This is a genomic window from Rothia halotolerans (assembly GCF_004136635.1).
In the GTDB taxonomy this organism is placed as follows: domain Bacteria; phylum Actinomycetota; class Actinomycetes; order Actinomycetales; family Micrococcaceae; genus Rothia; species Rothia halotolerans.
The window spans coordinates 642629-656206 of sequence record NZ_NOIU01000001.1 but is presented as its reverse complement, the minus strand read 5'-3'; the positions used below and the strand labels follow the sequence as shown (position 1 = coordinate 656206).

The 13578-nt window shown below is 71.8% G+C and carries 13 protein-coding genes; 5 read left to right on the top strand and 8 right to left on the bottom strand.

All coding sequences use genetic code 11. From position 1 onward, the window contains the following. Positions 1–6: 6 nt before the first annotated feature. The gene (locus EWV39_RS03080; protein WP_129656805.1) at positions 7–1656 is read right to left on the bottom strand and encodes a dihydroxyacetone kinase subunit DhaK; all 1650 of its coding nucleotides are present in this window, start codon (positions 1654–1656) and stop codon (positions 7–9) included. 216 nt (positions 1657–1872) lie between these two features. Here EWV39_RS03080 and EWV39_RS03075 point away from each other — a divergent pair, with 216 nt between their 5' ends. After that, a complete protein-coding gene (locus EWV39_RS03075) occupies positions 1873–2748 on the top strand; it encodes a spermidine synthase (RefSeq protein ID WP_129656804.1) in 876 nt (291 codons plus the stop codon). Here EWV39_RS03075 and EWV39_RS13770 read toward each other — a convergent pair. From EWV39_RS13770 to EWV39_RS03060, 3 genes are read right to left on the bottom strand one after another with little or no spacing between them, the layout of a single operon-like run. After that, positions 2745–3092: a hypothetical protein gene (locus EWV39_RS13770; RefSeq protein ID WP_165313107.1), complete on the bottom strand. Its 348-nt coding sequence runs from the start codon at positions 3090–3092 to the stop codon at positions 2745–2747. The two genes, EWV39_RS03075 and EWV39_RS13770, sit on opposite strands and share 4 nt — an antisense overlap. Continuing rightward, complete coding sequence (locus EWV39_RS03065; protein WP_129656803.1) at positions 3062–3490, bottom strand: YchJ family protein; 429 nt, start codon at positions 3488–3490, stop codon at positions 3062–3064. The genes EWV39_RS13770 and EWV39_RS03065 overlap by 31 nt, the downstream gene beginning before the upstream one ends. 9 nt (positions 3491–3499) lie before the next feature. Next, positions 3500–4981: an NCS2 family permease gene (locus EWV39_RS03060; protein ID WP_129656802.1), complete on the bottom strand. Its 1482-nt coding sequence runs from the start codon at positions 4979–4981 to the stop codon at positions 3500–3502. A gap of 215 nt (positions 4982–5196) precedes the next feature. Here EWV39_RS03060 and bcp point away from each other — a divergent pair, with 215 nt between their 5' ends. Next, positions 5197–5670 (top strand): thioredoxin-dependent thiol peroxidase, encoded by a 474-nt coding sequence (bcp, locus tag EWV39_RS03055; protein ID WP_129656801.1) that lies wholly within the window; start codon positions 5197–5199, stop codon positions 5668–5670. A 627-nt stretch (positions 5671–6297) separates the two neighbouring features. On the opposite strand, the gene EWV39_RS03045 is transcribed toward bcp, so the two are convergent. From EWV39_RS03045 to EWV39_RS03030, 4 genes are all read right to left on the bottom strand, one after another. Beyond that, entirely contained in the window at positions 6298–7119 is an 822-nt protein-coding gene (locus EWV39_RS03045; protein WP_129656799.1) for a bifunctional allantoicase/(S)-ureidoglycine aminohydrolase, read from the bottom strand. A 138-nt stretch (positions 7120–7257) separates the two neighbouring features. After that, on the bottom strand, positions 7258–8580 hold the full coding sequence (locus EWV39_RS03040; RefSeq protein WP_129656798.1) for a DUF6986 family protein: 1323 nt from the start codon (positions 8578–8580) through the stop codon (positions 7258–7260). After that, a complete protein-coding gene (aceB, locus tag EWV39_RS03035) occupies positions 8570–10180 on the bottom strand; it encodes a malate synthase A (protein WP_129656797.1) in 1611 nt (536 codons plus the stop codon). The genes EWV39_RS03040 and aceB overlap by 11 nt, the downstream gene beginning before the upstream one ends. A gap of 33 nt (positions 10181–10213) precedes the next feature. Further along, positions 10214–11641 (bottom strand): NAD-dependent malic enzyme, encoded by a 1428-nt coding sequence (locus EWV39_RS03030; RefSeq protein WP_129656796.1) that lies wholly within the window; start codon positions 11639–11641, stop codon positions 10214–10216. A 144-nt stretch (positions 11642–11785) separates the two neighbouring features. On the opposite strand from EWV39_RS03030, the gene EWV39_RS03025 reads away from it, so the two are divergent. The 3 genes from EWV39_RS03025 to uraH all read left to right on the top strand — a co-directional run bounded on the left by EWV39_RS03025 (position 11786) and on the right by uraH (position 13577). After that, positions 11786–12529 carry an SDR family oxidoreductase gene (locus EWV39_RS03025; RefSeq protein WP_129656795.1) on the top strand — a complete coding sequence of 248 codons (744 nt, stop codon included), beginning with the start codon at positions 11786–11788 and terminating at the stop codon, positions 12527–12529. Between the two features lie 215 nt (positions 12530–12744). Then, positions 12745–13239: a 2-oxo-4-hydroxy-4-carboxy-5-ureidoimidazoline decarboxylase gene (gene uraD, locus EWV39_RS03020; protein ID WP_129656794.1), complete on the top strand. Its 495-nt coding sequence runs from the start codon at positions 12745–12747 to the stop codon at positions 13237–13239. Further along, positions 13236–13577, top strand: coding sequence for a hydroxyisourate hydrolase (gene uraH / locus EWV39_RS03015; protein WP_129656793.1), 342 nt, complete (start codon positions 13236–13238; stop codon positions 13575–13577). The genes uraD and uraH overlap by 4 nt, the downstream gene beginning before the upstream one ends. The last annotated feature ends 1 nt before the right edge of the window (position 13578 follow it).

The window sequence follows — 13578 nt, the reverse complement described above, 5'->3', positions numbered from 1 at the left end:
GGGCGCTCAGCCCAGCAGTCCCGCGGCGTCGACCCCCTCGAGGTCGACGCCGTCGCGCTCGGCCACCGCGTGCAGCACCAGCGCCATGGCCACCGCGCCCGGGTCCGGCGCGCCGAGCACCCTCTCGCCCAGGTAGCTGGCCCTGCCGCGGCGTCCGCGCAGGTCCTTGGTCGAGGCCGCGCCCTCGACGGCGGCTCGCACCGCCGCGGCGTCGAGCTCCTCGTGCTCCGCGGCCGGGGCGAGGGCGTCGAGCATCGTCCGGTCCCCCGGCTTCGCCCCGCCGACCCGCTGGACCGCCTCCAGCCCGGCGCGCACGCCCTCGCCCCTGCGCTCCGCCCGGGCGAGCTCGGAGAGGACCAGGCCGAACAGGGGTCCGCTGGAGCCGCCGACCTCGTCGAGGAACGCGCTCGCCAGGGCGTCCAGCTCCTCGTCGGGGCTCGCGGCGCCGCGCTCGGCGGCCCGTCGCACGCCGTGGGAGAGGTTGGTGCCCATGTCCCCGTCCCCGGAGCGCTGGTCCAGGGCGTTCAGCGGCTCGCGGTAGCCCTCGAAGCGCTCGGCCAGCGCGTCCAGCCACTGCGAGGACGCGCCCTTCCCGTCCTCGTGGCCGGTGTTCGCGGACCGGGGGCCGGTGTCCTCGGCGGCCTCCGCGATCCGCGGGTGCGGCAGGCCGGGGGCGGCGTGCGGGGCGATCCAGTAGCCGACCCAGGCGGCGTCGTCGGCGGCGGTGAGGGTCAGGGAGAAGCCGCGCATGTCCAGCGCGGAGATGTAGGTGCCGGCGACGAGGCTCGCGAGCTCGGCGCCGCGTCCGCGCAGGGCCGCGGCGGCCTGCGCCGCGATGTGGGAGAGCTCCAGGTTGCTCACGCCGCCGAGTCCGTTGACCATGACCACGTAGTCGGCGCCGGCGGGGGCGTCCTCGTGCCCGAGGGAGTCCAGCAGCTCGTCGACCATGCGGCCCACGAGCTGCTCCACGCCCGGGTCGGCGATGGTCTCCGCGGCGGTCTCCCCGTGGATGCCGACGCCGTACTCGAGGCTGCCCTGCTCCACCTCGAAGCCCTCGCCGCCGCCGGGCCGGGTGTGCGCCGCCCGGGCGACGGCGAGCGAGCGGGTCCGCGCCCCGACCCGGCGGCCCAGCTCCAGCAGCTCCCCGAGGCCCTGGCCGGCGTCGGCGGCGGCGCCGAGGATCTTCTCCAGCACCACGGTCGCTCCCGTCCCGCGGCGGCCGGCCTCGGCGCCCTCGCTGCCGAGGTCGTCGTCCACCACCAGGGTGCCGACGCTGTACCCCTTCGCCTCGAGGCGCTCCCGGGCGATCGCGAAGTTGATGACGTCGCCGGTGTAGTTCTTGACGATCAGCAGCACCTCGGCCCCGGGCTCGGCGACGTGCTCCACCGCCGCCACGACCTGGCCGTTGTGGGGAGAGGTGAAGACCTCCCCGGGCACAGCGACGTCGAGGCCGCCCTCGCCCAGGAACCCGGCGTGCATGGGCTCGTGGCCCGCCCCGCCGCCGCTGACCAGCCACACCCGGCGGCCCTCGGCCGGCCAACGGTTCCAGGCGAAGACCGGGTCCGTGCTGTACCCGATGCCTCCGCCCGCGGTCAGCGCGAGACCGTGGAGGGCCTCGGCGTGCGGGGCCTGGTCGGGGGAGAAAGGCGTGGTCATGGGTCGCTCCTTCAGAACGGGGGCGCCCGGGGGACGGGCGCCCGGAACCGGGCGGCGCCGCGGGCGGGCGGCTCGCGGCGTCCTTCCCCTCACTGTCTGCCACCGCGACCGCCCGCCGCAAGGCCTTCCGCCGGGAGCGTGGTGGTGGGGCCCCGCGGAGCATGACGGCGGACCGCTCCGAGCCGCCCCGCCGCGGAGGCGACTACGCTGGTGCCCATGGCCAAGAAGAGGAAGGGCGGGCAGACCGCGGGGGCGGCCGCCTCGTCCGCGCAGGGGGTCCCCGTCGCCGGCACCTACCCGATCGACACCGGCACCGCCGAGCTGATCCCCGACGACTCCCAGGCCGGCGCATGGCTGGTGCTGGTCAACGGCGTGCAGTCGAGCCACGTCGTCCTCGGCCGGCCGCGCGAGCTCGCCTTCGAGTACATGCGGTGGTTCGCGGCCGGCATCGAGTCCTTCGTCGGCGCGCACCTCGACCCGGCGCAGCTGCGGATCACGCACCTGGGCGGCGGGGCCTGCTCGATGGCCCGGTACCTCGCGGATGCGTACCCGGGAAGCCGCAACACCGTCGTCGAGCTGGACGGGCGGCTCGCCGAGCTGGTCCGCGAGCAGTTCGACATCCCGCGAGCCCCGCGGGTCAAGATCCGGACGGGGGAGGCGCGGGCCGTCACGGAAGGATTCGTGGACGGCAGCCGCGACGTCGTGATCCGGGACGTCTTCGCCGAGGCCGTGACGCCTGAGCCGCTGACCACCGTGGAGTTCTTCGCCCACGTCCGCCGCGTGCTCGCGCCGGGCGGGCTGTACGTGGCCAACTGCGGCGACGGCCGGGAGCTGGCCGGGGCCCGGGCTGAGATCGCGGGGCTACGGGAGGTCTTCGCGCACGTCGCCTGCATCGCCGACCCTCCCATGCTCAAGAGCCGTCGCTACGGCAACATCGTCCTGCTGGCCTCGGACTCCCCGCTCCCGCGGGCGGGGGACGACGACGCCGCAGCACTCGGCCGTGTCCTGCTCGGCGGCGCGGTCCCGGCCCACTACAAGGACGAGGAGTGGGCCCGCCGGCTGGCCCTGGGCGCCGCGCCCCGGAGGGACTAGATTCGGGGCATGGAGAACTCCCGGCGCCTCGGGCGCCTCCTCCGGCACCCGGCCCTGAGCCGCGGCGGCTCGTTCCTCTCGATCGGGTCGCGGAACAGCGCGCTCAGCCTGTGGTCCGCGAACTCGACGCTGAGCATCGGCTCGATCGGGTCCTTCGGCTCGGCGGGCTCCATCGGCTCCTCGTGCTCGATCCTGTCCATCGGAAGCTTCGCGTCCGCGGCGTCGATCCTCTCCGCGGCCTCGACCCTGGCGATCATGTCCTGGCGGTCGCGGCGGGCGATGCTGGCGGCGCTGAGACGCGCGGCACGGCCCCTCAGCCCACGACGCCGTCCACGTAGAGCCACCGGCCGTCCTCCCGGAGGAACCGGCTGTCCTCCCGCTGCACGCCCCTGACCCGCTCCTCGGGCGGGATGCCCGGGCGGGAGCGGTAGTGGGCGGCGAAGCGCACGCGGGCGGCGTCGTCGAAGGGGCCGCCCTGCGTGCCCAGGATCTCGAGACGCTGCCACAGGATCGTCCCGTCAAGCTCCAGTTCCTCCGGGCGGGTGGAGGGGTGCCAGGTGCGCAGGAGGTAGGCGGCGTCGTGCACGGCGAAGGCGCAGAAGCGCGAGCGCATCAGGGCCTCGGCCGTGGGGGCCTCGCGCGCGCCTGAGTGCAACGGCCCGCAGCAGGAGCCGTAGACCTCGCCGGTGCCGCAGGGGCAGCGGCTCTCCGGGCTCGGCGGGTGCGTCGCGGGGCTCGGCATCGGGATGCCCTAGCCCATCCAGCTCTCGATGACGCCCATGCCGAAGTACAGCAGGAACGCCGCCGAGACCACGTACATCAGCGGGTGCACCTCCTTGCCGCGCCCCTGGACGAGGCGGATGAAGGCGTAGGAGACGAAGCCGGCGCCGATGCCGTGGGCGATCGAGTAGCTGAACGGCATCATGGCGATGGTCAGGAAGGCCGGGATGCCCAGGCCCCAGTCGCTCCACTCCACGTTCACGGCCTGGCGCACCATGAGGAACCCGACGATCACCAGCGCGGGCGCCACGGCCTCGAAGGGCACGATGTTGACCAACGGCGAGATGAAGGTCGCGACCAGGAAGAGCGCCCCGGTGATGACCGGCGCCAGGCCGGTGCGCGCGCCCTCGCCGATGCCGGTGGCGGACTCCACGAAGATCTGGGAGGACGATGCCGAGGCCCCGCCGCCGGCGACCGAGCCCAGCGCATCCACCGCGAGCACGCGGTTGATGCCGGGGATCTTGCCGTCCTTGGTGATGTTCCCGGCCTCGGTGGCCAGGCCCACCGAGGTGCCCATCGCATCGAAGAAGACCGAGAGCAGAATCGCGAAGACCATGAGGGTTGCGGCCATCCCGCCGAGGGACTGGAAGGCGCCGAACCAGCTGAACTGACCGATCAGCGAGAGATCGGGCAGGCCGAACCAGGACTCGGGCACGCCGGGCACCACGAGCGACCAGCCGGCGGGGTTCTCGGTGGACGCCCCGGAGGGGGCCACGGACTCGATGACGATGGAGAGGATCGTGGAGATGATGACGCCGATCAGGATCGCGCCGCGCACGTTGCGGATCATCAGCGCGATGGTCACGAAGAGGCCGACCAGGAACACCAGGATCGGCCAGCCGAACAGCTCGCCGCCGACGCCGAAGGAGACGGGGACGGTGGTCCCGGCGTCGTCGGGCATGCGGCGGATGAAACCGGCGTTGACGAAGCCGATGAAGGAGATGAACAGTCCGATGCCGACCACGATCGCGGTCTTCAGCGAGGCCGGCACGGCGTTGAACACCGCCGTCCGGAAACCGGTGAGCACCAGCAGGAACATGACGATGCCGGCCCACACCACCAGGCCCATGAGCTCGGGCCAGGTGAGGCCCGGCGTGGTGGCGATGGTCGCGGCGAGGAAGGCGTTGATGCCGAGTCCGGCCGCCATCGCGAAGGGGTGGTTGGAGAGGACGCCCATGAGGATGGACATCAGGCCGGAGACCAGGGCGGTCGCCGCGGCGACCCGGTCGATGCCCAGGGCGTTGCCGGCCCCGTCGGCGCCGAGTCCCAGGATCAGCGGGTTGAGGACCACGATGTAGCTCATGGCGAAGAAGGTCGCCAGGCCGCCGCGCATCTCGGTGCCGATGGTCGAGCCGCGTTCGCTGATCTTGAAGAAGCGGTCCAGCCCGCCGCGGGGCCTCCCGTTCACGGGTCGCTGGGCGCGGCTCGGAGCCGCGGTGTTCTCAGAAGTCATTCGTTGAATCCGTAGATACTCTCAGGGGGTGGGATGCCGGGGTCCGCCGCGGCCGAGTCGATTCTAGTACGGATCGCCGGCCGGCCCGCGCGAGCGGCGGCCGCGAGGCGTGGGAGGGCCCTCCATCCCCTGAGAAGCCCTGGCCGGGCGTGTGACGCGGCTGACAGAATGGGAGGGCCGCGAACCCGCGGACGACTTCGACGCAAAGGAGCATCATGACCGCTCAGCTGACCCCGGGCGACGTCGCCCCCGACTTCTCCCTCCCCGACGCCGAGGGTGGCACCACCTCGCTCGCCGACCTCGCGGGCCGCAAGGTGGTCCTCTACTTCTACCCCGCCGCCTTCACCCCCGGCTGCACCACCGAGGCCTGCGACTTCCGGGACAACCTCGCCTCCCTCAAGGGCGCCGGCTACACCGTCCTGGGGATCTCCGGGGACCCGGTGGAGAAGCTCGCGGACTTCGCCAAGGAGTACGAGCTCACCTACGGCCTGCTCTCCGACGAGGGCTCCGAGGTCGCCCAGCGCTACGGCGCCTGGGGCGAGAAGACCATCAACGGCGAGCAGCGCACCGGCGTGCTCCGCTCGACCTTCGTGGTCGGCGAGGACGGCAAGCTCGTCCGGGCCGACTACCAGGTCGACGCCGAGGGCCACGTGGCGCAGCTGCGGCGGGACCTGGGCATCGACTCCTAGAGCCGCGCCGCCGGGCCGGGTCCCCGCCGGGACCGGTCCCGTCCTGAGGCTGGCCGGCGGGAGCCGCGGCCCTCAGGCCAGAGGGAGCCGCCCGTTCACCCTTTCCGGTGCGGGCGGCTCTTGCGCGCTCCGGGCGCGGCGGGAACGGGCCATTGTCCGGACCGGTTGGCCAGAGGGGCGAGCCGGACCGGGCGGCCTCATCAGCCGAGTCGGGCCAGCCAGGTTAAGGCTGGCCATAGAGGTGCTCTCAACTAGGGGTTTTCGGAGGAATCCGTCCGGAAAACGCGCGCTGAAGAGAGTGGGGAGCACGCCAGGGCTACATTTTTCGGAAGGAAAGCTCCGAAACAGCCCAGTTGCCGTCTGCCATCATCATGTCTGAGCCCTGAGCCCTGAGCCCTGAGCCCTGAGCCCTGAGCCCTAACTCCTGAGCCCTGACCCCTGACCCCTGAGCCCGAACGACAGAGAGCTCCCCTGGACGACGTCCATCGTCCGGGGGAGCTCTCATCGGGCCCTCCTCGCCTGCGGAGGAGACCCGGCCACTGACCCGTCGTACGGGCCCCGAGGAGGGCCCGCGCGCGGAAGGGACGCAAGGCCTCGGGCGGCGCCGGCGCCGTCCGAGGCCGCCGCTCAGCGGTTCAGGGTCAGCGGCATGTGCCGGTTGACGTCCTTGTACAGCAGGTAGCGGAACTTGCCGGGGCCGCCGGCGTAGCAGGCCTGGGGGCAGAAGGCGCGCAGCCACATGAAGTCGCCGGCCTCCACCTCGACCCAATCCTGGTTGAGCCGGTACACGGCCTTGCCCTCCAGCACGTAGAGGCCGTGCTCCATCACGTGGGTCTCGGCGAAGGGGATGGCCCCGCCCGGCTCGAAGGTCACGACCGTCACGTGCATGTCGTGGGAGAGGTCGGCCGGGTCGACGAAGCGCGTGGTGGACCAGGCGCCGTCGCAGTCGGGCATGGGCGTCGGGGCGACGTCCTTCTCGTTGGTCACCACGGGCTGGGGCTCGTCGATGCCGGGGGCGGGCTGGTACGCCTTGCGGATCCAGTGGAAGGTCGCGAGGTCGCCGGAGTCGTTGCGCAGGCTCCAGGTCGACGACGGCGGGATGAAGGCGTAGCCGCCCTCGGTCAGCGCGTGCGCCTCGCCGTCGATGGTCACCTTCACGGAGCCGCCGGTCACGAAGAGCACCGACTCGGTGCCCGGCTCGGTCTCGGGATCGTCGCTGCCACCGCCCGGGCCGACCTCGACGATGTACTGGGAGAAGGTCTCGGCGAAGCCGCTCAGTGGGCGCGCGATGACCCAGAGGCGGGTCGAGTCCCAGCCCGGCAGGAGGCTGGTGACGATGTCGCTGAAGACGCCCTTGGGGATGACCGCGTACGACTCGGTGAACATCGCACGGTCGGTGGTGATCTGGGTCTGCGGGGGCAACCCGCCGCGGGGGTTGTAGTAAGCCATGGTTCAACGTCCTTGGTGAATCGGGGCCCGCCCCGCTCCCGCCGGGGGAGGAGGACGTGCTGGGTGGTGGGGAAGAGAAGAGGGTGGGGGAGCCTGAGGCGGGGCGGCCGGCGGATGTCCGCCGGCCGCCCCGCACGATCAGCTCGTGGAGGCGGGGGGCTCGGGGGAGTCCCCGAGCGGCCGGGTCTCCGAGTGCGGCCGGGCGATCGCGGCCACCGTAGCGGGGTCCAGCCCGCAGGAGTCCGTGATCTCCTCCGCGGAGAGCGCCCCGCAGGCGTGCCCGCGCTGGATGAAGCGGGCGAGGGCGCGCGCCGTCGCCGGCTCGTCCAGGATCGCGCCGCCGGTGCCGTACACGTAGTTGCGCAGCCGCAGGGCGGCGGCGTCGAACCCGCGGCGGTAGAACGCGTAGGTCGCGATGTACCGGGTCGGCAGCTGGGCCCAGTGCAGGTCCCAGCCCTGGTAGTAGCCGCGCTCCAGGCTGCGGCCGACCAGCCGGGCGTGCAGCCGCCAGGCGGCGTGCACGTCCTCGTCCGAGCCGATCGGCAGGATGTTGGTGGATCCGTCCGAGAGGGTCACTCCCGTGCCGGCGACCGCCACCTGCATCACCGACTTGGCGAAGTCGGCGCCCGGGTGCTCCATCGACTGGTACTGGGCCGCGATCTGCAGCGAGGCGCTGTAGTCGTAGGTCCCGTAGTGCAGGGCCGTGATCCGGCGGTCCGCGCGGTGCAGCATCGCCGCCACCGGCACGGTGCCCTCGGCCCCCAGGATCAGCTGGGGGGTCTCGACCTGCACCTCGAAGCGCAGCCGGCCCGGCTCGAGGCCGTGCGCGCGCTCCAGGCGCTCGCAGACGGCCACCATGGCCTCGACCTGCTCCACGGTGCTGACCTTGGGCAGCGTGATGATCAGCCCCTCGGTCAGGCCGCCCGCGGCGATCAGCGCGCCGAGGAACAGGTCCAGGGAGCGCAGGCCGCGCCGTCGGGTGTCCTCCTCGAGGCACTTGAACCGCAGGCCCGCGAACGGGGTCGCGGAGCCCTCGGCGATCTCGCGGGCCAGCAGCCGCGCGGACTCGACGGCGAGGCGGTCCTCGACGTCGTCGGGCTGGGCCCCGAGGCCGTCCTCGAAGTCGATGCGCAGGTCCTCGATGGGCTCCTCGCGCAGCTTGGCCTCGACGAGCGGGGCGATCCGCTCGGCGAGCTCGTCCTCGACGCCGACGACGCGGCACAGCTCGCGCAGCCCGCCGTGCTCGGCCGCGAGGTCCAGGGCCTGCCGGCCCCAGTCGGCCGCGAGGCCCTCCTCGTAGCGGTCGGCCCGCACGTAGACGGTGTGCACGGGCTGGCGGTCCCCGGCCTCGCCGGGGTAGCGGTCCGTCAGCGCGGCGTCGGTCCCGGCCAGGCGGGAGTCCAGCTCGCCGTACAGCGCGTCGTCGAGGGCCGGGGCGACCGGGCTGGTCTCAGCGGCCATCGGCGACCACCCACTCGTAGGCGGGGGTGGTCAGGAAGTCCGCGTAGTCGTCCGAAAGCGCCAGGTCCGCCACGATGCCCGCGGCGGGCTCGTAGTAGCGGGTGTAGAGCTCGTCGCCGACCTCGCCGCGCAGCTTCTCCTTCTGGGTCTCCAGCGCCTCGGTCACCAGCTCCCGGGTCGCGGTGTTGCCGGTGTCGGTGTAGACCACGCCGTTCTGGATCTGCTGCCAGATCTGGGAGCGGGAGATCTCCGCGGTGGCGGCGTCCTCCATCAGGTTGTGGATGGCGACGGCGCCGTTGCCGGAGATCCAGACCGCGGTGTAGGCGATGGCCACGTACAGGTTGCTGTGCAGCTCGGCCTCGGTGCGCTGATCGCCGGCCGAGGGGACGTCGATCAGCTGCTCGGCGGTGACCTCGACCTCCTCGCGCAGGCGGTCCACCTGGTTGGGCTTCTCGCCCAGGACGCCGTCGAAGACCTCCTGGCAGACGGGCACGAGGTCGGGGTGGGCCACCCAGGAGCCGTCGAAGCCGTCGTTGGCCTCGCGGGTCTTGTCGTTGCGCACCTTCTCGAAGGCCGCCCGGTTGACCTCCTCGTCCTTGCGGGAGGGGATGAAGGCCGCCATGCCGCCCATCGCGTGCGCCCCGCGCCGGTGGCAGGTCTTGACCAGCAGCTCGGTGTAGGCGCGCATCAGCGGGGCCGTCATGGTCACCGAGGAGCGGTCGGCGAGCACGAAGCGGTCGCCGGAGTCGCGGAAGTACTTGATGATGCTGAACAGGTAGTCCCAGCGCCCGGCGTTGAGGCCGGCGGCGTACTCGCGCAGCTCGTAGAGGAACTCCTCCATCTGGAAGGCCGCGGGGATGGTCTCGATGAGCATCGTCGCGCGGATGGTCCCGTGCTCGATCCCCAGCGACTCCTCGGCGGCGGAGAAGACCTCGGCCCACAGGCGCGGCTCGAGGTAGCTCTCCATCTTCGGCAGGTAGTAGTAGGGCCCCTCGCCGTTGTCGATCAGCTGCTGCGCGAGGTGGAAGAAGTGCAGGCCGAAGTCGACCAGGGCGCCCACGGCGGGCGTGCCGTCGATGAGCAGGTGCTGCTCGTCCATGTGCCAGCCGCGGGGGCGGGCGACGACGGTCGCCAGCGGCACGTCGGTGCGCAGGCTGTAGCTCTTCCCCTCCGGCGAGGTGAAGGACAGCGTGCCGCGGGCGGCATCGCGCAGGTTCAGCACGGAGTCGATGACGTTGCCCCAGGTGGGGCAGCTGGCGTCCTCGAGGTCCGCGAGCCACACCTTGGCCCCGGAGTTCAGCGCGTTGATGGCCATCTTGGCCGGGGTCGCGGGGCCGGTCATCTCGACGCGGCGGTCCTGCAGGGCGGCGGGGACCGGGGCGACCTTCCAGTCGCCCTCGCGGACCTCGCGGGTCTCGGGGTCGAAGTCGAGCCGGCCCGAGTCGGCGACCCGCTGGCGCTGCTCGGCCCGCTTCTCCAGCAGCTCGGCGCGGCGGGGGGCGAAGCGCCGGTGCAGGTTCTCGACGAACGCGAGGGCGTCGTCGGTCAGGATCTCCCCGGCGCGCTCCACGGGGGTCCGGTCGGTGATCTCGATCGTCATGCGACTCTCCTTGGGTAGTTGTTCTGCGTTGTCCTAAGAGTGCGCCCGCGCCGAGGCCTCCACGGCCTCCGCCACGCGGTGCGCGACCTCGGGGTTGAAGACGCTGGGGACGATGTAGTTCGGGTTCAGCTCGTCCTCGCTCACGCTCTCGGCGATGGCCCGCGCGGCGGCGACCAGCATCGAGTCCTCGATGTCCCGGGCGCCGGCGTCGAGCAGGCCGCGGAACAGGCCGGGAAAGGCCAGGACGTTGTTGATCTGGTTCGGGAAGTCGCTGCGGCCGGTCGCGACGACGGCGGCGTGCTTGGCCGCCACGGAGGGCAGGATCTCCGGGTTCGGGTTGGCCATCGCGAAGACGATCGCGCCCTCGTTCATCGCCGCGACGTCCTCCTCGTCCAGCAGGTTCGGGGCGCTGACGCCGATGAAGACGTCCGAGCCGCGCACGGCCTCCTTGAGCGAGCCGGAGAAGCCCGAGGGGTTGGTGTTCTGGGCGATCCACTCGCGGTGGGCGTCGTCGTAGTGCTCCCCGCTGTGCAGGGCGCCGTTGCGGGCGCAGGCGACGATGTCCTTCGCGCCCTGGGCCTGCAGGAGGTTGATGATGGCGTGGCCGGCGGCGCCCACGCCCGAGAGCACGATGCGCACGTCCTCGATCCTCTTGCCCACGACCTTGAGGGCGTTGAGCAGCGCGGCGAGGGCGACGATCGCGGTGCCGTGCTGGTCGTCGTGGAAGACGGGGATGTCCAGCTCCTCGCGCAGGCGCTTCTCGATCTCGAAGCAGCGCGGGGCCGCGATGTCCTCGAGGTTCACCCCGCCGTAGACCGGCGCCATCGCCTTGACGATGTTGATGATCTCCTCGGTGTCCTGGGTGTCCAGGCAGACCGGCCAGGCGTCGACGTCGGCGAACTGCTTGAAGAGGGCGGCCTTGCCCTCCATCACCGGCAGCGCGGCGGCCGGGCCGATGTTGCCCAGGCCCAGCACGGCGGAGCCGTCGGTCACCACGGCCACGGTGTTGCGCTTGACCGTCAGGCGGCGGGCGTCCTCGGGGTTCTCCGCGATCGCCATGCACACCCGGGCGACGCCGGGGGTGTAAGCCCGGGAGAGGTCGTCGCGGTTGCGCAGAGGGACCTTGGGCTCGACGGAGAGCTTGCCGCCCAGGTGCATGAGGAAGGTGCGGTCGCTGCGCTTGTGCACGTGGGCGCCCTCGATGCCCTCGATGAGCTCGGCCACGCGCTTCGCGTGCGCCTCGTCGGCGGTGTTGCAGCTGAGGTCCACGGTCATGCTGTCGTGGGTCGACTCGACGACGTCGAGCGCGGTCAGGTCCGCGCCGGCCTCGCCGACCGCGGCGGTCAGGGCGCGGGTCGCGCCGCCGGTGGACGAGCACTCGATGCGCAGGGTGATGGCGTAACCCGGGCTGGTCGCGGCGGCGGGTGCCTTCTCGCCGGTCGGCTGTTCGGTCGTGGTCATGGCGTACCTCCTGGAGCAACGCGTTGGATAATGGGGAGGCGAGCCGTGTGACTCATGCCTCGTTTCCACAATACGGATATTATATTCTGATCAATGAAATTTCAAGGGTACCGGCGGACGTGACGCCGGAGGAGAGGACGGAACATGGAGCGAGTCGCCGTGGTGACGGGAGCCGGCAGCGGGATCGGGCGGGCGACGGCCCGCGCGCTGCTCGACGAGGGGTGGCGGGTCGCGCTGGCCGGACGGCGTCGCGAGCCCCTCGAGGAGAGCGCCGCGGGACGCGAGGGTGCGCTGGTGCTCCCCGCCGACGTCGCCGACGCGGAGCAGGTCGAGGCGCTGTTCGACGCCGCCGTCGGGCGCTGGGGCCGGGTGGACCTGCTGGTGAACAACGCCGGCACCTTCGGCCCCACCGTGCGGCCCGACGAGCTGGACCCCGATCAGTGGCGCGAGGTGCTCGAGGTCAACCTGACCGGCGCGATGCTGTGCGCGCGGGCCGCCTTCGCCCGCATGCGCGCCCAGGAGCCCCGCGGAGGGCGCATCATCAACAACGGCTCGATCTCCGCGCACAGCCCGCGCCCGCTCAGCGCCGCCTACACCGCGACCAAGCACGCCATGACGGGCCTGACCAAGAGCCTCTCCCTCGACGGGCGCGAGGCGGGCATCAGCGTGGGGCAGATCGACATCGGCAACACCGCCACCGAGATCACCGAGGGGCTGGGGACCTCCAGCGGTGCGCGGCAGGCGGACGGGAGTCTGCGCGTGGAGCCCACGTTCCCCGTCGCGGAGGCGGCCCGGGCCATCGTGTTCATGGCCTCGCTGCCGGCCGGGTGCACCGTCGACTCGATGGTGCTCACCGCCACGGGGATGCCCTTCCTGGGGCGGGGCTGAGGTCCTCGTGGCTGAAACATCTGAAACATCGCCGACACGTCCCTGAAACTCCCGTTCGATATCCTCTTGACAGCAGGCATGTGACTCACACTACAATCGGATCATGGAATTCGTTTTCCACATATCGGAAAACGTGACCCGGTTCGAGGGGTCAGGTTCCACCGGGGCCGGAAGCGGCCCGCCAGGACGATCCACATGACGATCCAGGAGGATTCATGCAGCTCGAGGAGTTCAACGGACTCGACGCCGGGGAGGCCGACGCCGTCGTGCGTCCCTGCGTCGACATCGACCGCTGGGTCGCGGGCGTCGTCGAGCGCCGCCCCTACGCCTCGGTCGAGCAGCTCCTCGAGACGGCCCGCGAGGCCGCGAGCCCGTTCACCGCGGACGAGGTCGACGCCGCCCTCGCCCACCACCCCCGCATCGGCCAGCGCGCCGAGGGGGGCAGCGCCGAGGCCTCCCTGTCCCGCTCCGAGCAGGCGGGCGTGGGGATCGACGACTCCGTCACCGAGCGCCTGCGCGCCGGCAACCTCACCTACGAGGAGAGGTTCGGCCGGGTCTTCCTGATCCGCGCCGCCGGGCGCGACGCGGAGGAGATCCTCGGGGAGCTGAACCGGCGCCTGGATCACACCGAAGAAGAAGAACTGCCGGTGATCGCGGACCAGCTGCGTCAGATCGCCGTGCTGCGCCTGGAAGGAATCGTGACGCCATGACCGTCAGTCACATCACCACCCACATTCTCGACACCGCCGCGGGGAAGCCCGCGGAGGGTGTGAGCGTCCGGCTCGAGGCCCGCGGGGCCGAGGGCTGGACGGAAATCGGCAGCGGAACGACGGATGCGGACGGCCGGGTCAAGAACCTCGGCCCCGAAAAGTCCGATGCGGGGGACTACCGCATCGAATTCGCCACGGGCGAGTACTTCGAACGGGAGGGCGTCGAATCGTTCTTCCCCTTCGTGACGCTCGCCTTTTCCCTGCGGAATCCTGAGCAGCACTACCACGTACCGCTGCTCATCAGTCCGTTCGCATATTCCACTTACCGAGGGAGCTAAA

Excerpts from the sequence above, each read along its gene's own strand:
- EWV39_RS03080 (WP_129656805.1), bottom strand. The coding sequence starts at position 1,656 with ATGACCACGCCTTTCTCCCCCGACCAGGCCCCGCACGCCGAGGCCCTC.
- EWV39_RS03075 (WP_129656804.1), top strand. The coding sequence starts at position 1,873 with ATGGCCAAGAAGAGGAAGGGCGGGCAGACCGCGGGGGCGGCCGCCTCG.
- EWV39_RS03065 (WP_129656803.1), bottom strand. The coding sequence starts at position 3,490 with ATGCCGAGCCCCGCGACGCACCCGCCGAGCCCGGAGAGCCGCTGCCCC.
- EWV39_RS03060 (WP_129656802.1), bottom strand. The coding sequence starts at position 4,981 with ATGACTTCTGAGAACACCGCGGCTCCGAGCCGCGCCCAGCGACCCGTG.
- bcp (WP_129656801.1), top strand. The coding sequence starts at position 5,197 with ATGACCGCTCAGCTGACCCCGGGCGACGTCGCCCCCGACTTCTCCCTC.
- EWV39_RS03045 (WP_129656799.1), bottom strand. The coding sequence starts at position 7,119 with ATGGCTTACTACAACCCCCGCGGCGGGTTGCCCCCGCAGACCCAGATC.
- EWV39_RS03040 (WP_129656798.1), bottom strand. The coding sequence starts at position 8,580 with ATGGCCGCTGAGACCAGCCCGGTCGCCCCGGCCCTCGACGACGCGCTG.
- aceB (WP_129656797.1), bottom strand. The coding sequence starts at position 10,180 with ATGACGATCGAGATCACCGACCGGACCCCCGTGGAGCGCGCCGGGGAG.
- EWV39_RS03030 (WP_129656796.1), bottom strand. The coding sequence starts at position 11,641 with ATGACCACGACCGAACAGCCGACCGGCGAGAAGGCACCCGCCGCCGCG.
- EWV39_RS03025 (WP_129656795.1), top strand. The coding sequence starts at position 11,786 with ATGGAGCGAGTCGCCGTGGTGACGGGAGCCGGCAGCGGGATCGGGCGG.
- uraD (WP_129656794.1), top strand. The coding sequence starts at position 12,745 with ATGCAGCTCGAGGAGTTCAACGGACTCGACGCCGGGGAGGCCGACGCC.
- uraH (WP_129656793.1), top strand. The coding sequence starts at position 13,236 with ATGACCGTCAGTCACATCACCACCCACATTCTCGACACCGCCGCGGGG.